At 67.6% G+C, this 23,130-nt stretch carries 21 protein-coding genes; 20 read left to right on the top strand and 1 reads right to left on the bottom strand.

The annotated features are described in order from the left end of the window. Positions 1-44: 44 nt before the first annotated feature. Together AC1DNG_RS20645 and AC1DNG_RS20640 are read left to right on the top strand one after the other, a co-directional pair. Complete coding sequence (locus tag AC1DNG_RS20645) at positions 45-407, top strand: VOC family protein (RefSeq protein ID WP_476888172.1); 363 nt, start codon at positions 45-47, stop codon at positions 405-407. Positions 408-495: 88 nt separating this feature from the next. Beyond that, positions 496-1,119, top strand: coding sequence for a dihydrofolate reductase family protein (locus AC1DNG_RS20640; RefSeq protein WP_476888171.1), 624 nt, complete (start codon positions 496-498; stop codon positions 1,117-1,119). Positions 1,120-1,154: 35 nt separating this feature from the next. Here AC1DNG_RS20640 and AC1DNG_RS20635 read toward each other — a convergent pair whose 3' ends face one another. Continuing rightward, positions 1,155-2,075: a 2-hydroxyacid dehydrogenase gene (locus AC1DNG_RS20635; protein ID WP_476888170.1), complete on the bottom strand. Its 921-nt coding sequence runs from the start codon at positions 2,073-2,075 to the stop codon at positions 1,155-1,157. A 136-nt stretch (positions 2,076-2,211) separates the two neighbouring features. On the opposite strand from AC1DNG_RS20635, the gene AC1DNG_RS20630 reads away from it, so the two are divergent. The 18 genes from AC1DNG_RS20630 to AC1DNG_RS20545 all read left to right on the top strand — a co-directional run bounded on the left by AC1DNG_RS20630 (position 2,212) and on the right by AC1DNG_RS20545 (position 22,752). After that, the gene (locus AC1DNG_RS20630; protein WP_476888169.1) at positions 2,212-3,147 is read left to right on the top strand and encodes a serine hydrolase; all 936 of its coding nucleotides are present in this window, start codon (positions 2,212-2,214) and stop codon (positions 3,145-3,147) included. Between the two features lie 482 nt (positions 3,148-3,629). After that, positions 3,630-4,295: a response regulator transcription factor gene (locus AC1DNG_RS20625; protein WP_223913445.1), complete on the top strand. Its 666-nt coding sequence runs from the start codon at positions 3,630-3,632 to the stop codon at positions 4,293-4,295. 44 nt (positions 4,296-4,339) lie between these two features. Beyond that, positions 4,340-5,872 (top strand): sensor histidine kinase, encoded by a 1,533-nt coding sequence (locus AC1DNG_RS20620; RefSeq protein ID WP_476874387.1) that lies wholly within the window; start codon positions 4,340-4,342, stop codon positions 5,870-5,872. Positions 5,873-6,172: 300 nt separating this feature from the next. Continuing rightward, the gene (locus AC1DNG_RS20615; protein ID WP_476888168.1) at positions 6,173-7,405 is read left to right on the top strand and encodes a glycosyltransferase family protein; all 1,233 of its coding nucleotides are present in this window, start codon (positions 6,173-6,175) and stop codon (positions 7,403-7,405) included. Next, entirely contained in the window at positions 7,392-8,612 is a 1,221-nt protein-coding gene (locus tag AC1DNG_RS20610) for a glycosyltransferase (RefSeq protein WP_476888167.1), read from the top strand. Before AC1DNG_RS20615 ends, AC1DNG_RS20610 begins: the two co-directional genes overlap by 14 nt. Further along, complete coding sequence (locus tag AC1DNG_RS20605; protein WP_476888166.1) at positions 8,609-9,784, top strand: glycosyltransferase; 1,176 nt, start codon at positions 8,609-8,611, stop codon at positions 9,782-9,784. Before AC1DNG_RS20610 ends, AC1DNG_RS20605 begins: the two co-directional genes overlap by 4 nt. Next, entirely contained in the window at positions 9,781-11,667 is a 1,887-nt protein-coding gene (locus AC1DNG_RS20600; RefSeq protein WP_476888165.1) for an ABC transporter ATP-binding protein, read from the top strand. Before AC1DNG_RS20605 ends, AC1DNG_RS20600 begins: the two co-directional genes overlap by 4 nt. Further along, the gene (locus AC1DNG_RS20595; RefSeq protein ID WP_476888164.1) at positions 11,664-12,998 is read left to right on the top strand and encodes a phosphotransferase family protein; all 1,335 of its coding nucleotides are present in this window, start codon (positions 11,664-11,666) and stop codon (positions 12,996-12,998) included. Before AC1DNG_RS20600 ends, AC1DNG_RS20595 begins: the two co-directional genes overlap by 4 nt. Continuing rightward, positions 12,995-14,125: a phosphotransferase gene (locus AC1DNG_RS20590; RefSeq protein WP_476888163.1), complete on the top strand. Its 1,131-nt coding sequence runs from the start codon at positions 12,995-12,997 to the stop codon at positions 14,123-14,125. Before AC1DNG_RS20595 ends, AC1DNG_RS20590 begins: the two co-directional genes overlap by 4 nt. Positions 14,126-14,130: 5 nt before the next feature. Continuing rightward, positions 14,131-15,258: a phosphotransferase gene (locus AC1DNG_RS20585; protein ID WP_476888162.1), complete on the top strand. Its 1,128-nt coding sequence runs from the start codon at positions 14,131-14,133 to the stop codon at positions 15,256-15,258. A 93-nt stretch (positions 15,259-15,351) separates the two neighbouring features. Further along, the gene (locus AC1DNG_RS20580; protein WP_476888161.1) at positions 15,352-16,188 is read left to right on the top strand and encodes an alpha/beta fold hydrolase; all 837 of its coding nucleotides are present in this window, start codon (positions 15,352-15,354) and stop codon (positions 16,186-16,188) included. A 154-nt stretch (positions 16,189-16,342) separates the two neighbouring features. Continuing rightward, positions 16,343-16,840, top strand: coding sequence for a 2-oxo-4-hydroxy-4-carboxy-5-ureidoimidazoline decarboxylase (uraD, locus tag AC1DNG_RS20575; RefSeq protein WP_476888160.1), 498 nt, complete (start codon positions 16,343-16,345; stop codon positions 16,838-16,840). Beyond that, a complete protein-coding gene (gene uraH, locus AC1DNG_RS20570; protein ID WP_230010411.1) occupies positions 16,837-17,178 on the top strand; it encodes a hydroxyisourate hydrolase in 342 nt (113 codons plus the stop codon). Before uraD ends, uraH begins: the two co-directional genes overlap by 4 nt. 469 nt (positions 17,179-17,647) lie before the next feature. Further along, the gene (locus AC1DNG_RS20565; protein ID WP_476858189.1) at positions 17,648-18,988 is read left to right on the top strand and encodes an MFS transporter; all 1,341 of its coding nucleotides are present in this window, start codon (positions 17,648-17,650) and stop codon (positions 18,986-18,988) included. Between the two features lie 69 nt (positions 18,989-19,057). After that, on the top strand, positions 19,058-19,738 hold the full coding sequence (locus tag AC1DNG_RS20560; protein ID WP_476858188.1) for a GntR family transcriptional regulator: 681 nt from the start codon (positions 19,058-19,060) through the stop codon (positions 19,736-19,738). Then, on the top strand, positions 19,738-20,523 hold the full coding sequence (locus AC1DNG_RS20555; protein ID WP_230009168.1) for an aspartate/glutamate racemase family protein: 786 nt from the start codon (positions 19,738-19,740) through the stop codon (positions 20,521-20,523). The genes AC1DNG_RS20560 and AC1DNG_RS20555 overlap by 1 nt, the downstream gene beginning before the upstream one ends. 25 nt (positions 20,524-20,548) lie before the next feature. Next, positions 20,549-22,012, top strand: coding sequence for an amidohydrolase family protein (locus AC1DNG_RS20550; RefSeq protein WP_476888159.1), 1,464 nt, complete (start codon positions 20,549-20,551; stop codon positions 22,010-22,012). A gap of 8 nt (positions 22,013-22,020) precedes the next feature. Beyond that, complete coding sequence (locus AC1DNG_RS20545; RefSeq protein WP_476888158.1) at positions 22,021-22,752, top strand: maleate cis-trans isomerase family protein; 732 nt, start codon at positions 22,021-22,023, stop codon at positions 22,750-22,752. Positions 22,753-23,130 lie beyond the last annotated feature (378 nt).

The raw sequence follows: 23,130 nt of genomic DNA, 5'->3' as shown, positions 1-23,130 counted from the left end.
TGGACTGCTTGCCGGGCCTGCGGCCCGGGTGTAGCTTGATGCGGATGCTGCGCATTGGCTCAATCGTCATCCGGGTGGACAACCTCGAACGCCAGATGAGTTTCTGGCAGGCAGCCCTGGGCTACGAGCCGCGGTACGAGCCCGACGGCGACTTCGTGATCCTCCAGCCGCCGGGCGGCGTGGGCACCTGCATCTCCCTGGACCGGGTCCCCGCGGCCGTCCAGATCCCGCCGCGCCTGCACCTGGACCTCTACACGGACACCCAGGACGCCGAGGTGCAGCGCCTCCTGGCCCTGGGCGCCACCCGGGTCGAATGGAGCAAGCGGCCCGCGGACGCCGACTACGTGATCCTGGCCGATCCGGAGGGCAACAGGTTCTGCGTGGTGGACACCGCCGGGAGCCGTTGAAACCTGTTGCTTCGCAGGGGAACGGTGTGCCAGCCTCGAAGTGATCCCGTCGCCGCGGCGACGACGGGCGACGGAGAAGGAGCACGGCATGGGACTGATCCATATCGACCTGTTCACCACCCTCGACGGCGTCGCGCAGGCGCCCGGCGGCCCGGACGAGGACACCGACAGCGGGTTCGAGTTTGGCGGCTGGCAGGCGCCGCTCATCGACGAGGTGGTCGGCGGGCAGGTCACCTCCGGGATGACGGGGATGGACGCGCTGCTGCTCGGGCGCCGGACCTACGACATTTTCGCCGGGTACTGGCCGCACGCCAACGGTGAGATCGCGCGGCTGTTCAACCGCATCCCGAAATATGTTGCATCGCGTGGGACGCCTCCCCTCGAGTGGGCCGACTCCACGCTCCTCGGTCCTGATATCGTCGCCGCCGTGCGCGAACTGCGCGACCGGCACGAGAACATCCACGTGATCGGCAGCCTCGACTTCGTGCAGACCCTGTTCGCCGAGCGGCTCTTCGACCGACTCACGCTCTGGGTGTACCCGATCCTCCTCGGCGGCGGAAAGAAGGTCTTCGCGGACGGGGTGGTTCCGACGAACCTCAGGCTCATCGAGCCGGTCGTCGCCTCACCGAAGGGCGCGGTGCTGCAGCGCTACGCGCTCGCCGACGGCACCCCTGGCGTCGGCGACATGTCGGCCGTAACCCAGGAGGGCTAAAGCGACACGCCCGGGCCGTGGCCCGTGCCGCCCAACTAGCCGTTCAACACCACGTTCACTGGCGGCTCGCCCGCCAGCATGATCTCGATCTGCCGCTGCAGCAGCCGGCCCATACGCGGGCGCATGGCCGAGCTCGCGCCGCCCACGTGCGGGCTGATGATGACGCCCGGGGTCCGCCAGAGCGGGTGGTCCTGCGGCAGGGGTTCGGGATCAGTGACGTCTAGCGCGGCGCGGATCCGGCCGGAGGCGGTGTGCCGGACCAGGGCCTCCGTGTCCGCCACCGGGCCGCGGGCCACGTTCACCACCAGGGCGCCGTCCGGCATGGCCGCGAGGAAGGCGTCATCAATCAGGTGCCGGGTGGAGTCGCTGAGCGGAACCCCCACCACCACGATGTCGTGCTCCGGCAGGAGCGTGTGCAGCTCGGCGATGCCATGGATCCGGCCGCGGTCATCGGTCCGTTCGGTGCTGGCCACCCGGGTCACGGTGGTCTCGAACGGCAGGAGCCGGTCCTCGATCGCTTTGCCCACCCCGCCGTAGCCAACGATCAGGACGCGGCGGTCGGCCAGGCTGGCCGTGGGCCGGGCGTCCCACCGTCCGTCCTGCTGGTTCTGGATCAGGCGGGGCAGTTCGCGCTGGCTGGCGAGGATCAGGGCGAGCGCCAGCTCCGCGGTGGAGGTCTCGTGCACGCCGGACGCGTTGGCGAAGACCCGCCCGGCCGGCAGGAACTCCGCCACGCCGTCGTACCCGATCGACTGGCTCTGCACCAGGGCCGTGTCCACCGCTGCCAGGCTCCGCAGGACCTCCGGGCCGCCCATGTACGGCGGGACCACGATGTCGATCCGCGGCAGGGGCGGCTCACCGGCGAGGTCCCACTCCAGGACGGTGACGTCCGGGTGCGGCTGAAGATACTCACGCAGCGCGGCGTCCGGCAGGCTGACAGTAATTTTCCGGGTCATGAATGCCAGCGTAGTGGACCCGCATCTGGGATTTTTGTCCCACTTGGGCCGCGCCCCGCGCGCTCCGTGGACTTCGCCCCCGGCCCGGCCTAACGTCGGAGGCACCACCCAGTCGAGTCCGGAAAGGCCCACGTACATGACGAATCCGGGCCCCCGGCCGGCCGCTCCCACCCACCGCAGGAACGTGGTGCTCGTCTGGGCCGCCGCCGTGCTGGTGCTGGCCGCCGTCGTGGTCCTCGGCGCGATCCGCACCGCACCCGGCAGTGATTCCCACACCCGTGACTTCCTGACCCGCGACTTCCTGACCGGTGACGTCCTGACCGTCGCCTGGCAGCAGGAGCCGGGCCCGGCGGAGACCGCACCGGCAGCCCCGGCGGCCGCCGCCGTCGACCTTCCCGCCGAGATGCAGCGGATCATCGGCGCGCACCCCGATCACCGGATCGGCGTCGCCGTGCTGGACACCCGCGACGGCCAGCTGCAGAGCTACGGCGACGTGGCACCCTACACGGCGGCGAGCACCGCGAAGGTCCTGACGGCCGCCGCCTACTACCACCTCGTGGAAACCGGCGATAAGTCACTCGATGCTCCCCTGGGCGCGTTCAATGCCGCGTTCCAGCTCAAAGCCATGATCAACACCAGCAGCGACGACTCATGGCTCCTGCTGATGCGGGACATCGGCTACCCCAACCTCACCGCCTACGCCGCCACCCTCGGCATCACCTACGATCCCGAGGAAAACCTGCTGGCACCGACGGACATGGCGCGGCTCCTGGCGCAGCTCACCACGGGCAAGCTGCTCAACGCCGATCACACCGCGGAGCTGCTCGGCTACATGCAGCACACCAATGACGAGGACCTCATCCCGGCCGCCGTCGCGCCCGGCATCACGGTCCACCACAAGTACGGCGTGGTGCAGGGCTACGTCCACGACGCCGCCCTGCTCAACGCCGCCGACCGCTCCTACGCGGTGGTCATCTACACGTGGGGCCCGGACGACGCCGACAGTGCGGACCGCCTGGACCTCATCCACGACCTGACTCGCCAGCTCACCGGCGCGCTTTTTGGGCAATAACGGGCCGGCAGGGGCCTGCTCCTGCGAGTGAGCTGTTAACAGGCTGAAAATCAACCGATCAGAGGTGGCGCAGGCTCCATTACGGGGGCAGGATGAAAGAAGCGGGAATAGTCTCAGCCGCAGCTGCCCGATGGAACCCCACGCCGTGGGGCCGTCCTCTGGAGGAGCACCAGATGTCCATTCCTTCTGAATCAAGAACGTTCAGTCGCCCCGACGCAGGGGCCTCTTGTCCAGCGCGCGGTCCCGCACGGGCCGCCGCGCCGCCCTGACGGGTCCGCACCAGCTCAACCGCCGGCCCCACACAACGGGGCACGGGTGCGGCCCGCACTCCGGGCTGATCGAGGCTGCTGGGGCCCCGGAATTCCTCCCAGTCACATGTAGGAGACGCCGCAGTATTGGAGCAGGCCTAGGATCCCGCGAAGAGGACCGTGCAGATGCGCGGCTAGGGGGCCTTCCGGAGCCGGGCTGTCCAGGGAGTCACCTTGACCCGCATCCTCATTGCAGAAGACGAAGAACGCATCTCCCGCTTCATCGAAAAGGGCCTGCGCGCGGCCGGCTACGTGCCCACGGTGGTCGCCGACGGCGTCACGGCCGTGGACTACGCCTCCAGCGGCGAATTCGATCTCCTGCTCCTGGACATCGGACTCCCCCGCCTGGACGGGTACGCCGTCCTCGCGGCGCTGCGCCGCGGCCAGGTGGGCATCCCGGTCATCTTCCTCACGGCCCGCGGATCATCCAGCGACACCGTCGCAGCGCTGGAGGGCGGCGCCGACGACTACATCGTCAAGCCTTTCCACTTCGAGGAACTCGTGGCCCGCATCAAGGCCCGGATCCGCAAGTCGGACACCGGCGATGTGCTGGCGGGAAGCGTCATGCGCTACGGGCACTTGGAGCTGAACCTGCTCACCCACTCGGTCAGCGTCGACGGCAGGATGGTGGAACTCTCTGCCCGCGAATTCGCGTTGGTGGAAATGTTCCTGCTCCACCCCGGGCAGGTCCTGAGCCGGCAGCAACTGCTCAGCCATGTCTGGGGCTACGACTTCGACGGCACGTCCAACGTGGTGGATGTGTACGTGCGCCAGTTGCGGATGAAACTCGGCGCGGACCGGATCCTCACCACCCGCGGCGCCGGGTACCGCCTCAGCTAGGCATAGCAAGCTGATCCGCGCAGGAAGGGAACAGAGTGGCCACCTTGGATGAACATCCCAGTGAAGACGGCCAGGCCGCGCCGGCGGTTGCCTTCCCTGAGGCGGAAACCCAGGACCCGTCCGGCTGGGGCGCAAAGATCCACTCGGTGCGTTTCCGGGTGGTGGCCGCCATGCTGGGCATGATGCTCGCCGGGGTGGTCACAGCCGGGATGGTCACGTTCGTGGTCCAGTTCCAGGACTCTGATGCCAGGACCGACCAGGCGGTTCTCGACAAGGCGAATGCCGTGGTCAAGGTCGTCCAGACAAAGAAGAAAACGTCCGGTGACTACGCCAACAGGACGTACGTCAGCGCCCTTCACGAGGCCGCGGAGGATATCGAGCCGCGCAGCAACGAGGTCATGGCAGGGATAGTGGATGGGCATGTGGCATGGACCGTTGAAGGCAACGGGGACAGCAACCTCCTGAACAACAGCATGTTGGCCGATGCTGCCCAGCTCAGCAACCCTGCCGGCGCGTCCTTCGGCGAGCTGAACTCGGACGGCCGTCCACTCAGGACAGTGGTGGTGCCCATGAAGGGCGCCCCCGGGACATTCTTCCTGGTCGGCCGGGACGCCGGCGATCAACGCGAGCACAACGCCAGCTCGGTGCGGACGTATTCGCTGGTGGCCCTCGGCATGCTTCTGGCTGCAGCGGTGATCGGCAGCGTGGTTGCGGGCCGGCTGCTCGATCCGCTCCGCCGTATGCGCGAGACGTCCCGGGCGGTGGGCCCGGAGGACCTCACGCAAAGGGTGACGGTGCGCAAGGGCGAGGACGACGTCACCCTGCTTGCCAAGACCTTCAACACCATGCTGGAAAGACTCGATGAGGGCGCCCAGCAACAGCAGCAGTTCCTGGACGACGCCGGCCATGAGCTGCGGACCCCGCTGACCATTCTCCGCGGGCACCTCGAGCTCGTGACGGTCGATGATCCGGACGATGTCATTGCCACCAGGGACGTGCTGCTGGACGAGGTGGACCGGATGCAGCGCCTGGTGGACGACCTCCTGCTGCTCGCCAACTCCGGCGAGATCGGCTTCATCCAGCGTGAACCCGTCCGGGTCCCGGAGCTCCTGGATCAGGTCATGGAGAAGGTGCACGTCCTGGCCGACCGGCACTGGCAGATCGATGAAAGAGCTGACTACGTGGTGGAGGCGGATCCGCAGCGCCTCACCCAGGCACTGGTCCAGCTCGCCGCGAACGCCGTCAAGTACACCGGGCCGTCCTCCACAATCGCGCTCGGCTCCCGGATTGAGCGCCCGACGGCGAACGACGGCACCTCGCTGCCCCCGCAGGACACCCTCGTGCTGTGGGTGCGCGATGACGGGATCGGCATCGCCGCCGAGGACCAGCAACGGATCTTCGAGCGGTTCGGCCGGGCGCACACGGGCCGCGGCGTGGAGGGCTCGGGACTGGGCCTTGCCATTGTCGCGGCCATCGCCCAGGCACACGGGGGCGTGGCCACGGTGGAATCCGAATACGGCCACGGGGCCACGTTCCTGATCCGGATCCCCCTGCAGTCCTCCGGCGTCCGCGTCTGACCTGCCCCGCCGTCTGGCCCGCACCCGCCATCTGGCCCCATCTCCCCTCTGGCCCGCACCCGCTGGTGCCCGTGCCTAAGCGCGGCGCCGCAAAAGCGGGCCCTTGGATGAGGAATCCTTAATCTTCCCCTCATCCCACCCTCACTCTCGGGGCGCACGCTGATGCTTAACATCAGACAGCACCTGCCCGGACACAGTCGTGATCGCGGCCTTGTCCGGGGGCACCGGGGGCGGGGGAGGATTGTTGTGGAGCCACTGCGGATAGTGCTGTACTCACATGATTCAGTGGGCCTGGGACATGTGCGTCGGAATCTGGCACTGGCCCATGCGCTGAACAATCAGCTTCCCGGGCTGATCGGCCGCCCGGTCACCGGAATCCTCATCACCGGCACCGCCCTCGCACCGGCGTTCGGGTTGCCCGAGGGGTGGGACTGGGTGCTCCTTCCCGGTGTGGCGAAGGGTTCCGCGGGCTACCTGCCGCGGAACCTGACCTTGCCCATGGGGGAGCTCGTGCCATTGCGGGCAAGGCTGCTGCAGGCAACGCTGGCCGGCTTTTCCCCCCACCTCGTGGTGGTGGACCGGCACGCCACGGGCGTTCATGGCGAACTCGAAACAGCCTTGCGCCACGCCCGCACCGCCGGGCCCGTGCGCGTGGTGCTGGGCCTCCGCGAGGTCCTCGACTCGCCCGCCGCCGCCCTCGCCGAATGGGCCAGGGTGGGCGGTCCCCGCGTGGTGAAGGACCTGTTCGATGCCATCTGGGTCTACGGCGATCCCGCCGTCCACGATCCCGTAGCCGCCGGCGAAATACCGTTCGCCCTCCGAAAGCTCATCCGGTACACGGGCTACCTCGCCGTGGGGCGCCCTCCGGCCTCCGGCACCAGCTGCATGCCCGGGCGGTACTGCATGACGACGGTCGGTGGCGGCTCGGACGGCTATGCCCTGGCCCGCGTCGCCGTCGCCACGCCGGTCCCGGACGGGCTGGGACACCTCGTGGTCGCCGGGCCCCAGATGCCCGCCGAGCAGCTCAATGACCTCCGGCAGCGGGCCCGCCCCGGCGTCAAAGTGGTCGTCGCAGTCGATGACATCGTGTTCCACATCCGGCACGCCGGCGCCGTCGTGGCCATGGGCGGCTACAACACGGTGTGCGAAATCATGAGCACCCCTGTCCCGGCCCTGATCGTGCCCCGCACGCAGTCGCGCGCCGAGCAGCGGATCCGGGCCGAGTCCCTCGCCGCGGCCGGGTACCTGGAGCAACACGAGATTGGCACGCTGACGCCGGAGATCCTGGCGGCCTGGCTGGCCGCCCGGATCGGCACCACCGTGGACCGCCGTCGTGCGGTGCTGGACGGCCTGATCCGGGTTCCGCAGCTAGCCGCCGAGCTGCTGCGGCCGCTGGCCACTACCGAGCTGGCCCAAGCGGACCGGGACGGTGCCGATCAGGTCGCCGCCGAACGGGCCAGTGCCGAACAATTCAGCGCGGACGAAAGCGAGGCCGCAGCGAGCGTGAAAGGTGCCAGCCGTGTCGCCGTTTGAACCCGGGACGGCGTACGTCCTGAAGATGTACCCGCGGTTCTCCGAAACGTTCATCGTTTCGGAGATCCTGGCCCGCGAGGCCGCCGGGGACCGGATCGAAATCTTCTCGCTCCGTCCCACCGACGACCCCCGGTTCCACCCCGAGCTCGCCCGGGTCCAGGCACCGGTGACGTACATTGACCGCCCCATCAAGACTGTGGCCCTGTGGGAGAGCCTCCGGATGGCCGACGCGGCCGGGCTCACAGCCGCCGTCGGCCGGAATTTGGGCGAACTCGCCGCCGCCTCGGCAGACGACGCCGTGCAGGCCATCAATCTGGCCACCGCGCTGCAGGACCGCAACATCCGGCACATGCACGTCCACTTCGCCTCGGGATCAACCACCGTGGCCCGGCTGACGTCCCTCATCACCGGCATCCCGTTCTCGTTCACCGCGCACGCGGTGGACATCTTCCATGAATCGGTCCAGGACGAGGACCTGCGGCTCAAGCTCGAGCAGGCCCACCACGCCGTGACCATCAGCCAGTACAACATGCGCTACCTGCGCCGCCGCTTCCCGTCCTCGACGGCCCGGCTCCATCTGGTGCGCAACGGCCTGGAGCTGGAGCGCTTCCCGTACCGGGAGCCCCGGACGCTCGAAGCCACCCTCCGGATCGCCGCCGTCGGGCGCCTGGTGGAGAAAAAAGGCTTCCAGTATCTGTTGCCCGCGGCCGCCGAGCTGCTGGACCAGGGGGTCAAACTGGACCTCCGGATCGCCGGGACCGGGCTCATGGCCGAGGAACTGGAGGCCGGCATCGGCCAGCTCCGACTCGGCGCCCATGTCCGCCTGCTCGGCCCGCAGACCCAGGACCAGGTCCACGAGCTGCTCCACTCCTCCGATGTCTTCGTGGCGCCCTGCGTCGTCGGCGCCGACGGCAACGCGGACGGCATGCCCACGGTCCTGCTCGAGGCCATGGCCACGGGCGTCCCCTGCGTCAGCACGTCCGTCACCGGGATCCCCGAAGTAGTCCGGAATGGCTCCACCGGGGTCCTGGTCCGGCCGGGCAACCCGCACGCCCTGGCCCGCGGCATCTGCCAGCTCGGCTCCCCGGCCACGGACAGGCTTGCCATGTCCCGCAACGCCCGCGCCCTGATCGAGGAGGACTACGACGTCCACCGCCAGGCCGAGCTCCTGAGGTCCCTCTCCCGTTCTGAAAGGAGAGTCGCATGACCCGCGTGGCCTATCTCTGCGCCGACCCCGGCGTTCCTGTCTTCGGCACCAAGGGCTCCTCCGTCCATGTCCAGGAAATCGTCCGGGCGTGGCGCGGCACCGGCGCCGCCGTCACCGTCTACTGCACCCTGCTCGGCACCGAGCGGCCCAGCGATCTTGCCGATCTCGACGTCGTCGAAGTCAAGCCGGAATCCGTCCCCGCCTCCGCGCGGGAACGGGCGGTCCAGGACGCCGCGCTGGGCCTGGCGGACGAGGTCCTGCGCAACGGCTGCGGGCTGTTCTACGAGCGCTATTCGCTGTTCAGCCCGGCGCTGTCCGTGGTGGCCCGCATCCTGGACGTGCCGTCCGTGCTGGAGGTCAATGCGCCGCTGATCGAGGAGCAGCAGCGGTACCGCCAGCTGCTCGACGTGAAGAAGGCTGAGACGGTCTTCCGCCGCAACGCCGCGACGGCCGACGTCGTGGCCTGCGTCTCGGATCCCGTGGTCCGCTGGGTGCGGGCGCGGGTGCCGACCGCCAGGACCGTGCTGGCGCCGAACGGAGTGAACGTCGAACGGATCACGGCCCGCCGCCCCGGCCGCCGGAATCCGGACCACCTCACCGTCGGGTTCGTCGGAACCTTGAAGCCCTGGCACGGTGTCCCCGGCCTGCTGCACGGTGTCGCCCTGGCCAACCAGCAGACCGCCGACCCGGGCCTGCGCTGGCAGCTCCATGTGGTGGGTGACGGCCCCGGCCGGCAGGACCTCGAACGCCTCGCCGAATCCCTCGGCGTGCCGACGGTGTTCACCGGCGCCGTTCCGCCGGCTGCGGTGCCCGGCCTCCTGGCAGAATTCGACGCCGCCGCCGCACCCTATCCCCCGGACGGACCTGGCCAGGACGATTACTTCTCGCCGCTGAAGGTTTTTGAGTACATGGCGGCCGGGTTGCCTGTGATCGCGAGCGCCGTGGGCCAGATCCCGTCCATCATCCAGGACGGCCGCACCGGGATCCTCGTCCCGCCCGGGGACCCCGCCGCGCTCGCGGACGCCCTCCTCCGGCTCGGCCAAGACCCGAATTTGCGGGAAAGGCTGGGGCTCGAGGCCCGCAACGACGCCGTGCAGCGGTTCAGCTGGAGCGGGGTGCTGTCCCGGATCACCGAGGCACTGCCGCCTGCACGCAGACTGGCCAGGCAATGACCACCGCTGCCAGGCATTCGCACCCCCGCAGCTGGCGGACCTTGTGGCGACGGACCCGCATCAGCGCACCGGCTGAACTCTCACCGCTGCGGCGGACCTTGCGGTGCGTCCGCCCGCATTTGCGCGGGCACAGGCTGCTCATCACTTGGGGATTCATTGCCATGGCCGTGGAAATCCTCTTCCGGCTTCTTGAGCCGTGGCCGGTGAAAATCGTCCTGGACTCCGTCTCACACTCACTCGGCGCCACTCTGCGCAGGTCCCCGCTCAGCGTGGAGGCGAGCGCGGAGGTGTTGCTCCTCTGTGCCGGTGCGGTGGTTGTCATCTGCCTGATCCGGGCCGTGGCCGGCTACGTGTCCGCGATTTCGTTTGCCCTGGTGGGTACCCGGATTTCCTCCGAATTGCGCGCCCGAACCTTCCGCCACCTCCAGGGCCTGTCGATGCGCCACCACAGCCGCGCCTCCACCGGCGACACTGTCCAGCGGCTCGTCGGAGACGTGTCCCGGCTGCAGGATGTGGCCGTCACGGCGGGGCTCCCCCTCATCGGCAATTTCGTGTCGCTGGTAGCAATGATGATCATCATGCTCTGGCTCGATCCTTTGATCGCACTGGTGACTTTCGTGTCCATCGGGATATTCGTGTTGGTGTCCCGCAAGAACTCGGGATCGATTACTACGGCGGCCCGCAAGTCACGCAAGGGTGAAAGCGCCCTGGCCACCACCGCCGCCCAGACGTTGAGCGCAATGCGCGAAGTCCAGGCGTATGGACTCGAAGACACCCTCAGCTCGGGCTTCAGCAAGAGCAACCAGTCGGCACTTGGCTCCGGCGTGGTCACGCTGCGGCTGGCCGCCAGCCTGCAACGGAAGACCGACGTCCTGACGGGAATCGCGACGGCGGTGGTCCTGGCCGCCGGCGGATGGAGGGTGATGCAGCACGTGATGACCCCGGGTGATCTGGTCGTCTTCCTGACCTACCTGAAAACCGGGCTGAGGCCACTCAAGGATGTGGCCAGGTACACGAGCCGCATCGCCCGCGCGACGGCCTCCGGGGAACGGGTTGCGGACCTGCTTGAGGCCCAGAGTGACGTGCCCGAGTCACCGCACGCCGTCGCCCTCAGGAACCCGCACCCGGACATTGTGTTCGAGGACGTCTGGGCCGGCCACTTCGAGGAAACCGCGGTGCTCAAGGGAATCACCCTGACCATACCGGCAGGTCAGCACTGCGCCGTGCTGGGGCCCTCCGGGGCCGGAAAGTCCACGCTGGCAAGCATGATCCTCCGGATGGTGGACCCGTGGAAGGGGAGTGTCAGCCTCGGCGGCGAGGACCTACGGGACCTCAAGATCGCTTCCGTCCGCGCCCACGTCTCCATCCTGCTCCAGGACTCCGTGCTGTTCGGAACTTCCGTCCGGGAGAACATCAGGTTCGGCCGCCTCGATGCCACCGATGAGGAGATCGAAGCCGTGGCGGCCCTCGCACAGGCCGACGGTTTCATCCGCGCGCTGCCCCAGGGCTACGAAACCGTCCTTGGCGAGGCGGCCAACAATCTTTCCGGGGGCCAGCGTCAACGGCTGGCCGTCGCCCGTGCCATGCTCCGCAAGGCCCCGATCGTGATCCTGGACGAGGCGACCGCCGGGCTCGATCCGGCATCCCGGGATTCGGTCCTCAGCGCCCTGGACACACTCACCGAGGGCCGGACCTCCATCACGATCACCCACGACGTCAACTCGGCCCAATCGTGCGACCGGGTGATCTGGCTCGAAGACGGCCAAATCCTGGAAGACGGGCCGCCGCAGTCATTGCTGGCCGATCCGGATTCCCGCTTTGCCGGCTGGGTCCACAGGCAGCAGACCCCCGAGCCGGGTGAACTGTTCAAGGTGCCGACATGAGCACCCCGCAGGGACAAAGACTGCAGGAACAGTGGCTGCAGGCGCAGCGGCGCGACGCTGACCGTGCCCTGGCGGCCCGTGACCCCCGGATCCCGGCCCTGAACTGGGTGCTCGACGACGAGCTGCTCTCCGAGCTACTGGGCGAAAGTGTCCGGATCATCAGGACCCGCTACAAACCGCACACCTCCGCCCTCGTCGCCTTCCGCCGGACCGGCAACGGCAGCTACGGCAACGGCAGTTATCCCAGCGGCGCCGGCAGCTACGGCTGGGCATTGACCACAACACCGGAGCACGTCGGGAAACTGCAGCAGCGGGCAGACAGCTCGCAAAAGCGCGACGGCGGCATCCGGCTTGTCCAGCCCGACCGTCCGCACGGTGACGTCGTCGTGGCTGTCGGCCCCATCGAAGAGGACTGGCCGCTGCGCCCCAACCTGCGGTGGCTCCGGGACCACGGACTCGGACGGCTCGGAGCGCTCCCCGCGGCAGGGCGCTTCCTGGACCCCCCGGTCAGCGTGCTGAGATACAACCCGGAGCGCAGGCTCGTTGTCAGGATCCCATCGGCGACACTGCCCGTCGTCGTCAAGACCGCCGTCCAAGCTGACGAAGCTGCCGAAGGCCTCCGCCTGCGGCAGCAGCTTCAGAGCCACGGCATCCCGGTCCTGCCCGAACTCGCCGACCCGGAATGCGCCGCGCACGGCATCAGCGCCTCCCCGGACTGGGGCCACGGAGACCTGGGCGGCGTCGACAACGATCCGGCCGCCTACCGGGCCGGCCAAGCCCTGGCGGCGATCCATGGAATGAACGCGGGCGCCGGAGCGGACCCGATGGCGGACATGGAGGACCTTGTACGCCAGCTCATGGCCACGCGGTCCATGATCACCTGCCTGCTCCCCGGGCTCGAGGCTCCGGTGGACGCGCTCACCGGCCGGCTCCTGGCAGCTGTCGGCGCCGCCGGCCCCCGAAGGCAACAGCCGGTGATGGTCCATGGTGACTTTTCGGCGGACCAAGTACTGGTGGACGGCCCGGCCATCCGCATCATCGATTTCGACCGCGTGACAACCTCCGACCCGGCGAGGGACCTTGGGTCCTTTGCCGCGGTGGAGGACATCGCAGACCCCGCCGGCGTCGGGCCCGTCGCCGGCGGCCGCAAGACGGCCCAGCTGATCGCCGGTTACCGCGACGCCGGCGGGCACGTGACGCAGGCCGGGGTGGATAGCTGGGCGGCCTTCCGGTTGTTCCTGAACAGCGTCGACCCGTTCAGGAACCGGGCCAGCGACTGGCCGGCCGACACGAGCTGGCATATCCGCCGGGCCCTGGAGTTGATCGCATGAGCTGGCACCCGCCGCTTTGGAAATACACCGACGACGCCGGCACGGCGTGGCGCGTTCACAACGCGTGGCCCGATAAAGAACCCGGAGAATATCTGCTTGAGGTCGTGACTGCGGAACGGCCCGGCGTTCGGGGAGCACATCTGAGCCATGGCCACTTTGAGATCCTGCCGGAGGACGATCCCGAACTGCCGGCCCTTCGGACCGAAAGACAGCGCGGGGAAATCATTTCCCACTGGCCCTACACGCGGGCGATCATCCGGGCGGAGGGATGCTACATCAAGGTCTTCCGGCCCGGCAGGGCCGCGGTCCCGGCCGAACGGTACGCCCAGATGGACCTCCTGCTGGACGCCGGCGCCTTTACGGCGCCCGAGGTGCTTCAGAGCTCCCCGGACACCCTCGTTTTGAGCGCCCTCTCCGGACCGACGCTCGGCGAAATCGGCGAGGACTACGTCACGATCGGCGACAAGGAGTTTGCCGGCGCATGGGAAGAATGGTCCAGCGCCTGGCTCGCCCAGCTGAGCGCGGCGTCTGACGTCAGCAGACAAACCGTTCTGGGCGCCCTGCCGGTCCATTCACCGGAGGTGGAAGCGAGGGGCGTGGCCCGTTGGTTGAAACTATGGCTGCGCCACACAGAGAATGTTCCGGAATTGTCCACCCAACGCGGCACCTTGATCGCCATGGCAGATTACGTCACGGCGAACCTGCTCGGCTCGGTACCGGACGCGCTGGTATGGGCCCACGGAGACCTGCATGACCGGCAGATCATCGCTGGCGACGGCCGGTCCCCGTTCGGGCTGCTGGACTTCGACGATACTGCCCGGGCCGAGGCCGCCCGCGACCTCGCCTACCTGGATTTCCATCTGGAGCGGCGCATGTGGCGCAGTAACCTGACGCCGGCGCGATACCTTAAGGCCCACACAAAGGTGCTGGCCGTGGCCGAGCAATTGCAGGTCAGCCCGGATCGGTTCGATGCCTACTCGGACGCACGCTGGCTGCGACTGGCCTGTTCTTCGCTCCCTTCGGGCTCATCGCTGGCGACCCGCGTTCTCGAGGACCGGGTTAGGCATCGTCAGTCCTTCGGATCCACCGTCCTGGCCAGCAGCCGGCCCCTCGGATCCCGGAGCTGATCCCCATGGGCTGGCACCCGCCCGTCCCGGCCGCCATCCTGGATGCTGACAACACCGAATGGCAGGTCATCCGCTCCTGGCCCGACGACTCCGCGGAGGACTATGTCCTGGAGTTGGGGGTTCCCGGCCGGGCAGGGGTCCGGGCAGCCCACCTCCGGGCGGGCCAGCTGGAGCTCCTGCGGGACGGCCGCGACCGGCGTCTGCCCGCCCTGAAGCGCGCGTCGCCGCTGGGGGTGGTGGTGGTGCACCGGGCCTATAAGCGTGCCGTGGTCAGAGCCGGGGAGCACCACCTCAAGCTCTTCCGGGCCCGCCAGTCCGACGAAGCGGTGGGCAGGCACGAACGGATGAACGAGCTCCTCGGCGCAGGGGACTTCCTCACACCGGAAATTGTTTCCTCCACCCCTGGCTGCCTCACCCTTATGACGCTGCCCGGCCGTTCCCTGTTCGAGCTGGGAATCGACCCCGCGGTCAGCGATGTGGTCTTTGAAAATGCCTGGCAAAAATGGTCCCGGGCCTGGGTCCGGCAGCATTCCCTGGCCTTGGCGCCCGCGCACCGCCCCACTCTCGAGGCGCTCCCTGTCCGGACGGCCGCCGTCGAACTGGCGAGACTGCAACACACGGTGCACCTGTGGCTGGTGCACGCCGGGGACATTCCGGCGGCGCAAGCGGAGCGCGCGGCCGTCCGCGGGGCCGCGGGGCAGGCCGCCCAAAAGCTGCTCCGGACCGATCCGGATCCGCTGGTGTGGTCGCACGGGGACCTTCACGACAAGCAGATCTTCACCCTGGATCCCGGCGCTCCCCTGGGTCTGCTGGACTTCGATGAAGCCTGCCGCGCCGAGGCCGCCGCCGACCTCGGCAACATCGCCGTGCACCTTCAGCTGCGCCTGCACCAACACCGCCTGACCGCCGAAAGGTACCAAACCGCCCGCCGCCACGTCATCGCCACGGCCGAGGAACTGCATGTCACCCCGGCACGCTTCGACGCTTACGCCGCCGCGACCCGCCTGCGGCTCGGCTGCCTGTATTCCTTCCGGCCGCAGTGGGCCGACCTGGCGGAGGACTTCCTCATTCCGGATGGTGAACAGGCCCTGGCGGCGGGGGTTCCGGCCGCTAAAGTGGAGCCCACGTACTGACTGCACACCAGATCGAAACCGCCCCACATCGAACCGCCCCACACCGAACCACCGAACCACCGCGCATTGCGCCGAACCGGGAGGACCGCTGGCATGGCTTACATCAAGGTTGGGACCGAAAACAGCACAGACGTTGAGCTCTACTACGAGGACCACGGATCCGGCCAGGCCGTGGTCCTTATCCATGGCTACCCGCTGGACGGCTCGTCGTGGGAAAAGCAGACCGCGGCGCTGCTCGGCGCGGGCTACCGTGTGATCACCTACGACCGGCGCGGCTTCGGACAGTCCAGCAAACCCACCGAGGGCTACGACTACGACACGTTCGCGGCGGACCTCGACACCCTCCTGACCACGCTGGACCTGAACGACGCCGTGCTGGTGGGCTTCTCCATGGGCACCGGCGAAGTGGGCCGCTACCTCGGAACCTACGGGTCCGCCCGGGTCTCGAAAGCTGTGTTCCTGGCCTCGCTGGAGCCGTACGTGCTGCAGGCCGACGACAACCCGGGAGGCGTCCCGCAGTCGGTATTCGACGGGCTGATGGAGGCCGTGACGGCGGACCGGTACGCCTTCTTCACCGAATTCTTCAAGAACTTCTACAACAGCGACACTTTCCTGGGCACTCCCCGGCTCAGCCAGGAGGTCCTGAACGCGGGCTGGAACCTCGCCACCGGGGGTGGGCCCACGGCGTCGTCGGCGGCGCAGCCAACCTGGCTCACGGACTTCCGAGCCGACATCCCCAAGATCGATGTCCCGGCCCTCATTGTGCACGGCACGGCGGACAACATCCTGCCGATCGACGTCGCCGGCCGCCAATTCGCCAAGGCGCTGCCGAGTGCCGAGTACGTGGAGATCGACGGCGCCCCGCACGGCATGCTGTGGACCCACGCCGCGGAGATCAACGAGGTTCTGCTGCGGTTTCTGGCGAGCTAGCCGGGGCTGTCGCGGACCCGCCCCTGGTTGACACAGCCCAGACGGGTACGGTTCAATCTTTTGCATATGCTGAAATAACAGTTCCACGATACGAATATTTTGTCCGTATAGCCCTACACCGTGGATGCCAGCATTGACACAAAGGATCTGGCACATGCTGTTGGACGACTTTAATGCCGCCGGACGCGCGGAGGCCGCCGCCGCCCTGCGCCCCTGCCTGGACATCGAGCGATGGATTGAGGAGATCGTCGGCTCGAGGCCCTTCGACAGTACGGAAATCCTCCTCCAAACCGCCGGCCGTGCGGCGGAACCGTTCACCGAGGCGGAGGTGGAAGCCGCGCTGGCCCACCATCCCCGCATCGGCGAACGGGCCGCAGGAGACAGCGCGGAGGCCCGGCTCTCCCAATCGGAGCAGGCGAGCCTGGGCGCTCCGGATCCGGCCGTCGCCGCAGCCATCGCCGCAGGGAACCGGAGCTATGAAGAGAAATTCGGCCAGGTCTTCCTGATCCGCGCGGCCGGCCGGAGCCGCGAGGAGATCCTGGCCGCCCTCAACGCCCGGCTCTCCCACACTCCCGAAGAAGAACAAGTGGTCATCGGCCATCAGCTGCGCGAAATCGCGGTACTCCGACTCGAAGGACTGATAGGCGCATGAGCACTTCCCACGTCACTACCCACGTTCTGGACACGGGTTCCGGCAAGCCCGCCGCAGGCGTCGCAGTCACCTTGGACATGCTCGACGGCGAACGCTGGGTCAGGATCGCGGCCGGCGCCACTGACGATGACGGCCGCGTCAAGTCGCTCGGCCCCGACAGCCTGGGCTCCGGCACCTACCGCCTGGGCTTCGACACCGGAGCCTATTACGCGGCCGCCGGGACCGAGACCTTCTTCCCCGAAGTCACACTGACCTTTGCGGTGTCCGAAGCGCAGGCCCACTACCACGTCCCGCTTCTGCTGAGCCCCTTCGCCTACTCCACCTACCGGGGCAGCTAAGCCCGGAGCAGCCAAGACCGGCTGCCAGCACCACGTCACACCCCTACCGGCCCCGGCACCGCTCCCGGAACAGGCCTCCCCGCCTGGTGGCCGGCGCAGCCATGTTCCGGCGCAGCAATGTTCCGGCGCAGCAATGTTCCGGCGCAGCCCGCCCCCAGGGCCAGTCACAAACGACATTTTCGCGGCGAACCGGCCCAGCCGGCCCATGACCCTTGACAGTGGCCCACGTCACTCCTAATCTGAATTTTGGGATCCCAAATCGGGATCCCAAAACAAGAAAGCTTGCCGGGCCCCGCCCTCCCAGATTCTGCACCTGATCCGAACCTGATGTCAGCGCTGACATCAGCCCTATCAACCGCTGCGATCGACACACGGCCCGCGCACAGGACGCCCCACGCTCCGGCATCCTGACCCTCAAACAAATCCCCCATCACCTGCCGGCATGTTTACTCTCTATCAAGGAGAAGTTGTGTCTCTTCCAAATACCGAAACAGCAGTACAGCCCGATGACCTCACAAGCTCCAAGGACGGCGTGCAACGGCGCACGAATGTCCGATGGAAAATGTTCCTACTCCTGCTGGTCCTCGTGTCCGTGAACTACATCGACCGGGGATCCATCTCTGTTGCCCTGCCCATCATCCAGAAGGAATTCAACATGGCCCCGGAGCTCGTGGGCCTCCTGCTCTCAGCCTTCTTCTGGACCTACGCCCTCATGCAGATCCCGGTCGGCTGGCTGATCGACAAGTTCGGCCCCCGCAAGGTGATGACCGCGTCCTGCGTCGGCTGGGGCGCCGCAACGGCGGCCTCCGGCCTGGCCGGAGGCTTTGTCAGCATGTTCATCGCCCGCCTGGGCATCGGCGTCACCGAGGCCGGGGTCATGCCGGCCGGCGGAAAACTGAATGCCATCTGGATGCACAAATCGGAACGCGGCCGCGGCGCCACCATCCTTGACGCCGGAGCCCCTTTGGGCGCCGGGCTCGGCGGCATCCTCATCGCAGGCCTGATCGCCTCGACGGGCAGCTGGCGGAGCTCCTTCATCATCGCCGGCGCCGCCACCGTCCTCATGGGCCTCGCCGTCTGGTGGTACGTCCGGGACAACCCCCGCCAGCACCGCGGAGTCAACGACGCCGAGGCCGAGTACATCGAGGCCTCCCACGCCGCCGAGGACGCCGAAGCCGAGCTCGACGGCAGCAAGGGCAAGCGCGCCCTGCTCCCCTACCTGAAGTTCCGTTCCTTCTGGGCCATGTGCTTCGGCTGGCTGGGCTTCAACGGCGTCTTCTACGGCCTGCTCACCTGGGGCCCGCTCTACCTGGCCCAGGCCAAGGGCTTTGACCTGAAGACCATCGGCTGGTCCACGTTCGTGATCTTCGGCGCCGGTTTCGTCGGCGAAATCCTCGGCGGCACCATCGCCGACAAATGGCGGGCATCTGGCGCCTCGGCCAACCGCGTCATGCGCACCCTCCTGGGCACCTCCAGCGTCGTAGTGATCGGCGGCCTTGTCGGTGTCACCGTCGTTGCCGACCCGACGACGGCGGTAGTCCTGCTCTCCGTCGTCATGTTCTTCCTTCGCTGGGTGGGCCTCTTCTGGAGCATCCCCTCGATCCTGGGTGGCCGGACCAACGCCGGCGTCCTGGGCGGCGCGATGAACTTCAGCGGCAACATCTCCGGCTTCGTCACCCCGATCGCGGTCGGCCTGATCGTCGGTGCCACCGGCTCATACACCTGGGCGCTGCTGTACTTCGTGGGATCCGCGATCATCATGGGCGCATCCGTGCTGACCCTGAACTACAACAAGCGGCTCCCTGTCTAAGCTAGGCCACGAAACACCAGTTCCCGAAGCCGGGAACGCAGTGCCATAAAGAACCCGAAATGGAGCACCATGCTTACCGCAGAAGAAACCCAGGACAAGGAACGCCCCCTCCGGGAGGCTGTCCGGGACACCCTCCGCAACAGGATCTTTGAAGGGCACTACGTTCCCGGCACCAGGCTGGTGGAGCGCGACCTCGCCGCCGAATTCAACGTCTCCCGCCTCCCGGTCCGCGAGGCGCTGCGAATGCTGCGCCAGGAAGGCCTGGTCAGCGACCGCGGCGCTCGCGGGGCTGAAGTCAGCTCGCTCAGCCCCAAAGACGTGGAGGATCTCTTCGACGTCCGCCAGTCGCTCGAAGTGCTGGCCTGCAGGCTGGCCGCGGCCCGCGCCACACCGGAGGACCTCAGTGCGCTGGAAGCCTTGTTGGACGTGGCCGAGCTCTCTCTAGCCAAGGGCGCCATTATGGACGCCCACCGGGCCAACAGCGAATTCCACGATGCCATCACCCGGATCGCCAACAACGGCTTCCTCAAATCGGCGCTCGAACCCCTCCAGGGCCGGATGCACTGGCTGTTCCGGCATGTGAGCGACCTCCCCGAACTCATCGAAGAACATCGGGCGCTCTACACCGCGATCGCCAGCGGTGACCCTGACCGGGCGGCTGCCCAGTCGGCGTCGCACATCGACAAATACCGGGAACAGTTTCCGGAGAATTTCCGCCGGACGGAACCCGACCTTCATCGGAAGAAGTAATGAAACTCCTTGTCATCAACCCCAACATCAGCAACGATGTCACTTCGCTGATCGAATCCGAAGCCCGGCGTTCAGCCTCGCCCGGAACCGAACTGGTAGTCCGGACCGCCGGCCACGGCGTCGAATACATCGAAACCCGCTTTGAATCGCTGATCGCCGCCGGTGCCGTCGCCGAAATCATCGCAGAGTACACTCGCGACGGCGCCAGCGTCGACGGCGTGGTGGTCGCCGCATTCGGCGACCCAGGGATGCCGGCGCTGAAGGAACTCGCCGACGTCCCCGTCATCGGAATTACCGAGGCGGCACTTTGCGCCGCCGCCCTGCAGGGGCACCGGTTCTCGATCATCGCCATCTCGGACCGCATCCGGCCCTGGTATCTGGACTGCGTTGAACGGTTCGGGCTCGCCGGCCGGCTGGCCTCGATCCGCTCCATCAACGAGAGCCTCAACGGCATCGGTTCCGTGCAGCAGGACTTCAAGGAGACCCTGCTGGCGCTCAGCCGCCAGGCCGTCGCCGAGGACGGGGCCGACGTCGTGATCCTCGCCGGCGCGCCGCTCGCCGGACTTGCCCGCGAGCTTGCAGGCCAGATCCCCGTACCCGTGGTGGACGGCATTTCCGCTGGCATCCAGATGGCCCAGTCCGTAGTCAACCTCCAGTCCGGTCCGCACCGGGCCGGCGCCTTCGCGCCGCCACCGGTCAAGGCCCGCAAGGGGCTTTCGAAAAACCTCGATGCCGCCCTCACGACGGCGCAGCACGCCACCCGGCTGCCCGCACCGTCCCACTAATTTTCTTTCTCGAAGGAGGACAACGATGTCCCACACCCCAGACCTTGTCATTGCCAACGGCACCGTGGTCAACAGTTTCGGCCGCCAGAATGTGCACGTCGTGGTGCACGGCAGGACGATCGTCCAGCTCGTGGACGCTTCTGAGCCGGTCCCCGCTGCCGCCAGGAGCATCGACGCCGCCGGCCAGCTGGTGATTCCGGGTGGCGTGGACGGCCACTGCCATGTCGCCCAAGTAACCGGACGGTTCCGTACCCTGGACGACTACCGGACAACATCCACCGCTGCCCTCTGGGGCGGCACCACCACCATTATCGACTTCGGCATCCCCCGCGACGCCCGCGAGACCCCGCTGGCCGCGGTGTTGCACAAGAAGGAACTGGCACGCGAGTCCCGCTGCGACGTCGCCCTGCACGGCTCGGTGGTCCAGTGGGACGAGACTGTGCCGTGGCAGCTCGAACAGCTCGCCGCCGAAGGTGTCCGTTCGGTCAAGATGTACACCACGAACCGGGGCACCACCATGGCCGACGGGGACACCATCCTGAAGGTCATGCGCGAGATGGTCCGGCTCGACGGCCTTACCTACATCCACGCCGAACACGATCCCATCATTGCCGACTGCACCCAGCAGCATGCGGACGACGGCCGCATCGGCATCGAACACCTGCACCGGACCCGGCCCGAACTCGCGGAGGAGATCTCGGTCAAGGAGACCCTGGCGATGGCCGAGTACACCAACGCTCCCGTCTACTTTGTGCACCAGTCCACGCCGGGGGCCGTAGACCTCGTCGCCGGGGCCCGCAGCCACGGAATGGACGCCTTCTCGGAAACGTGCCCGCACTACCTCACCCTGGACGACACCGTCTACGGCACGTCCTTCCCCGAGTGGTACGCCTGCTGCCCGCCGATGCGCAGCCCCGAGACCGTCGCCGCGCTGCGGGACCGGCTTGCCGCCGGAGCCATCCACACGGTGGCCTCGGACCACTCCTGCTACGACCTCACGCAAAAACGCGAGCGATCCGATGACATCCGCGCCATGCCGCACGGCCTGCCGGGAGTGGAAACCCGCATGCCTGTCACCTTCACCGCCATGATGGACGCCACCGGCGGGGCAGCCCGGGTGGAGGATTTCGTGGAAGTGTTCGCCGCCGGTCCGGCCCGGATCAACGCCCTGCCGGGCAAGGGAACGATCGCAGCAGGGTACGACGCCGACCTCGTCGTCTTCGATCCCGCACAGGAACTCACCGTTGACGGCGCTGCCCTGCACATGGGAACGGATTTCTCGCCGTTCGACGGCAGGACGCTCACCGGCTGGCCCGCCGTCGTGGTGTCCGCCGGACGCGTCGTGCTGGACGCCGGCGGCTTCCATGACCCCGGCCCCGTGGGCCAGTTTGTGGCCCGAAACGGTTTCCGCGAGCACCAGGCGGCCGCGGCCACCGCCCCCGTCAGCGCCACCCCCGCCCCCGCCGCTGTCTACCCCGCTGCCCGCTAGGAGCACCCATGCCTTCCGCAACCCGCCCCACCCGTATCGGCATGATCGTGCCGTCCTCCAACACCTGCCTCGAGCCGCAAAGCTACCGGATCCTCGGCGACCGCGACGACGTGACAATCCACTTCGCCAGGATCCAGGTCACGCGGATCGCCCTCGACGATTCCTCCGACCGGCAATTTGATGCCCCGGCAATGCGGGCTGCCGCCGAGATCCTGGCGACCGCCGACGTCGACGTCATCGCGTGGAACGGCACTTCAGGATCGTGGCTCGGCGCCGATCACGACCGCGAACTCGTCAAGGGAATACAGGACGCCACCGGCATTCCCGCCACCACCTCCACACTGGCCTACATGGAGGCCTTCCGGTCCTTCGGCACCGAGCGGATCGGGCTGTTCACCCCGTACACGGAGGACGTCAACGAACGGATCGTGGCGTCCTACGAACGGGACGGGATCAAAACACTTGACCACCGGTTCCTCGGCCTGAGCGACAACGAATCATTCGCCCGGGTCTCCGACGCCGAGATGCGGCCCGGATCCCTGGAACTCGCGGCACAGAACCCGGACGCGCTCGTGTACCTCTGCACCAATCTCTACGGTGCCAACATCGCGGAGGAAATCGAGGCGGCCATGGGCGTTCCCGTGCTCGATTCGGTGGCCGTGACCCTGTGGCACTGCCTCAAAATGGCCGGCGCCCCGCTGCTCTCCCCGCGGTGGGGCAGGCTGCTCACCTCAGCCTGACCGCCAAGGCAACGCGGGGTCAGATACGGCCGATGCCGGGCTGCTTTATGGGCCGTATCTGACCCCGCGTTGCTTTGTGTACCGACCTTTCAACCGATTGTGACTGCCGGGCCGCGGTGATGCGCCGCTGATGTTGACGCGTCCCAGCCTCTCTCGATAATCTCGAAATGCAAGAAAATTCTTTCACATAATGAAAATATTGATCACCATTCAACGATGAAGAGTGAGGTGGACGTGGCTGCAGGAGAAGATACCTCCCATATCCTCAGCGGGTTGACAAACCAGCTGCCTGATCGTGATCCGGAAGAGACCGCCGAATGGCTGGAGTCCCTGGATACCCTGATTCAGGAACAAGGCACCGAACGTGCCCAGTACATT

It is taken from the genome of Arthrobacter sp. 01T425 (assembly GCF_056398725.1).
The sequence above is the reverse complement of the archived record's forward strand: the minus strand, read 5'-3'. Positions and strand labels throughout refer to the sequence as shown.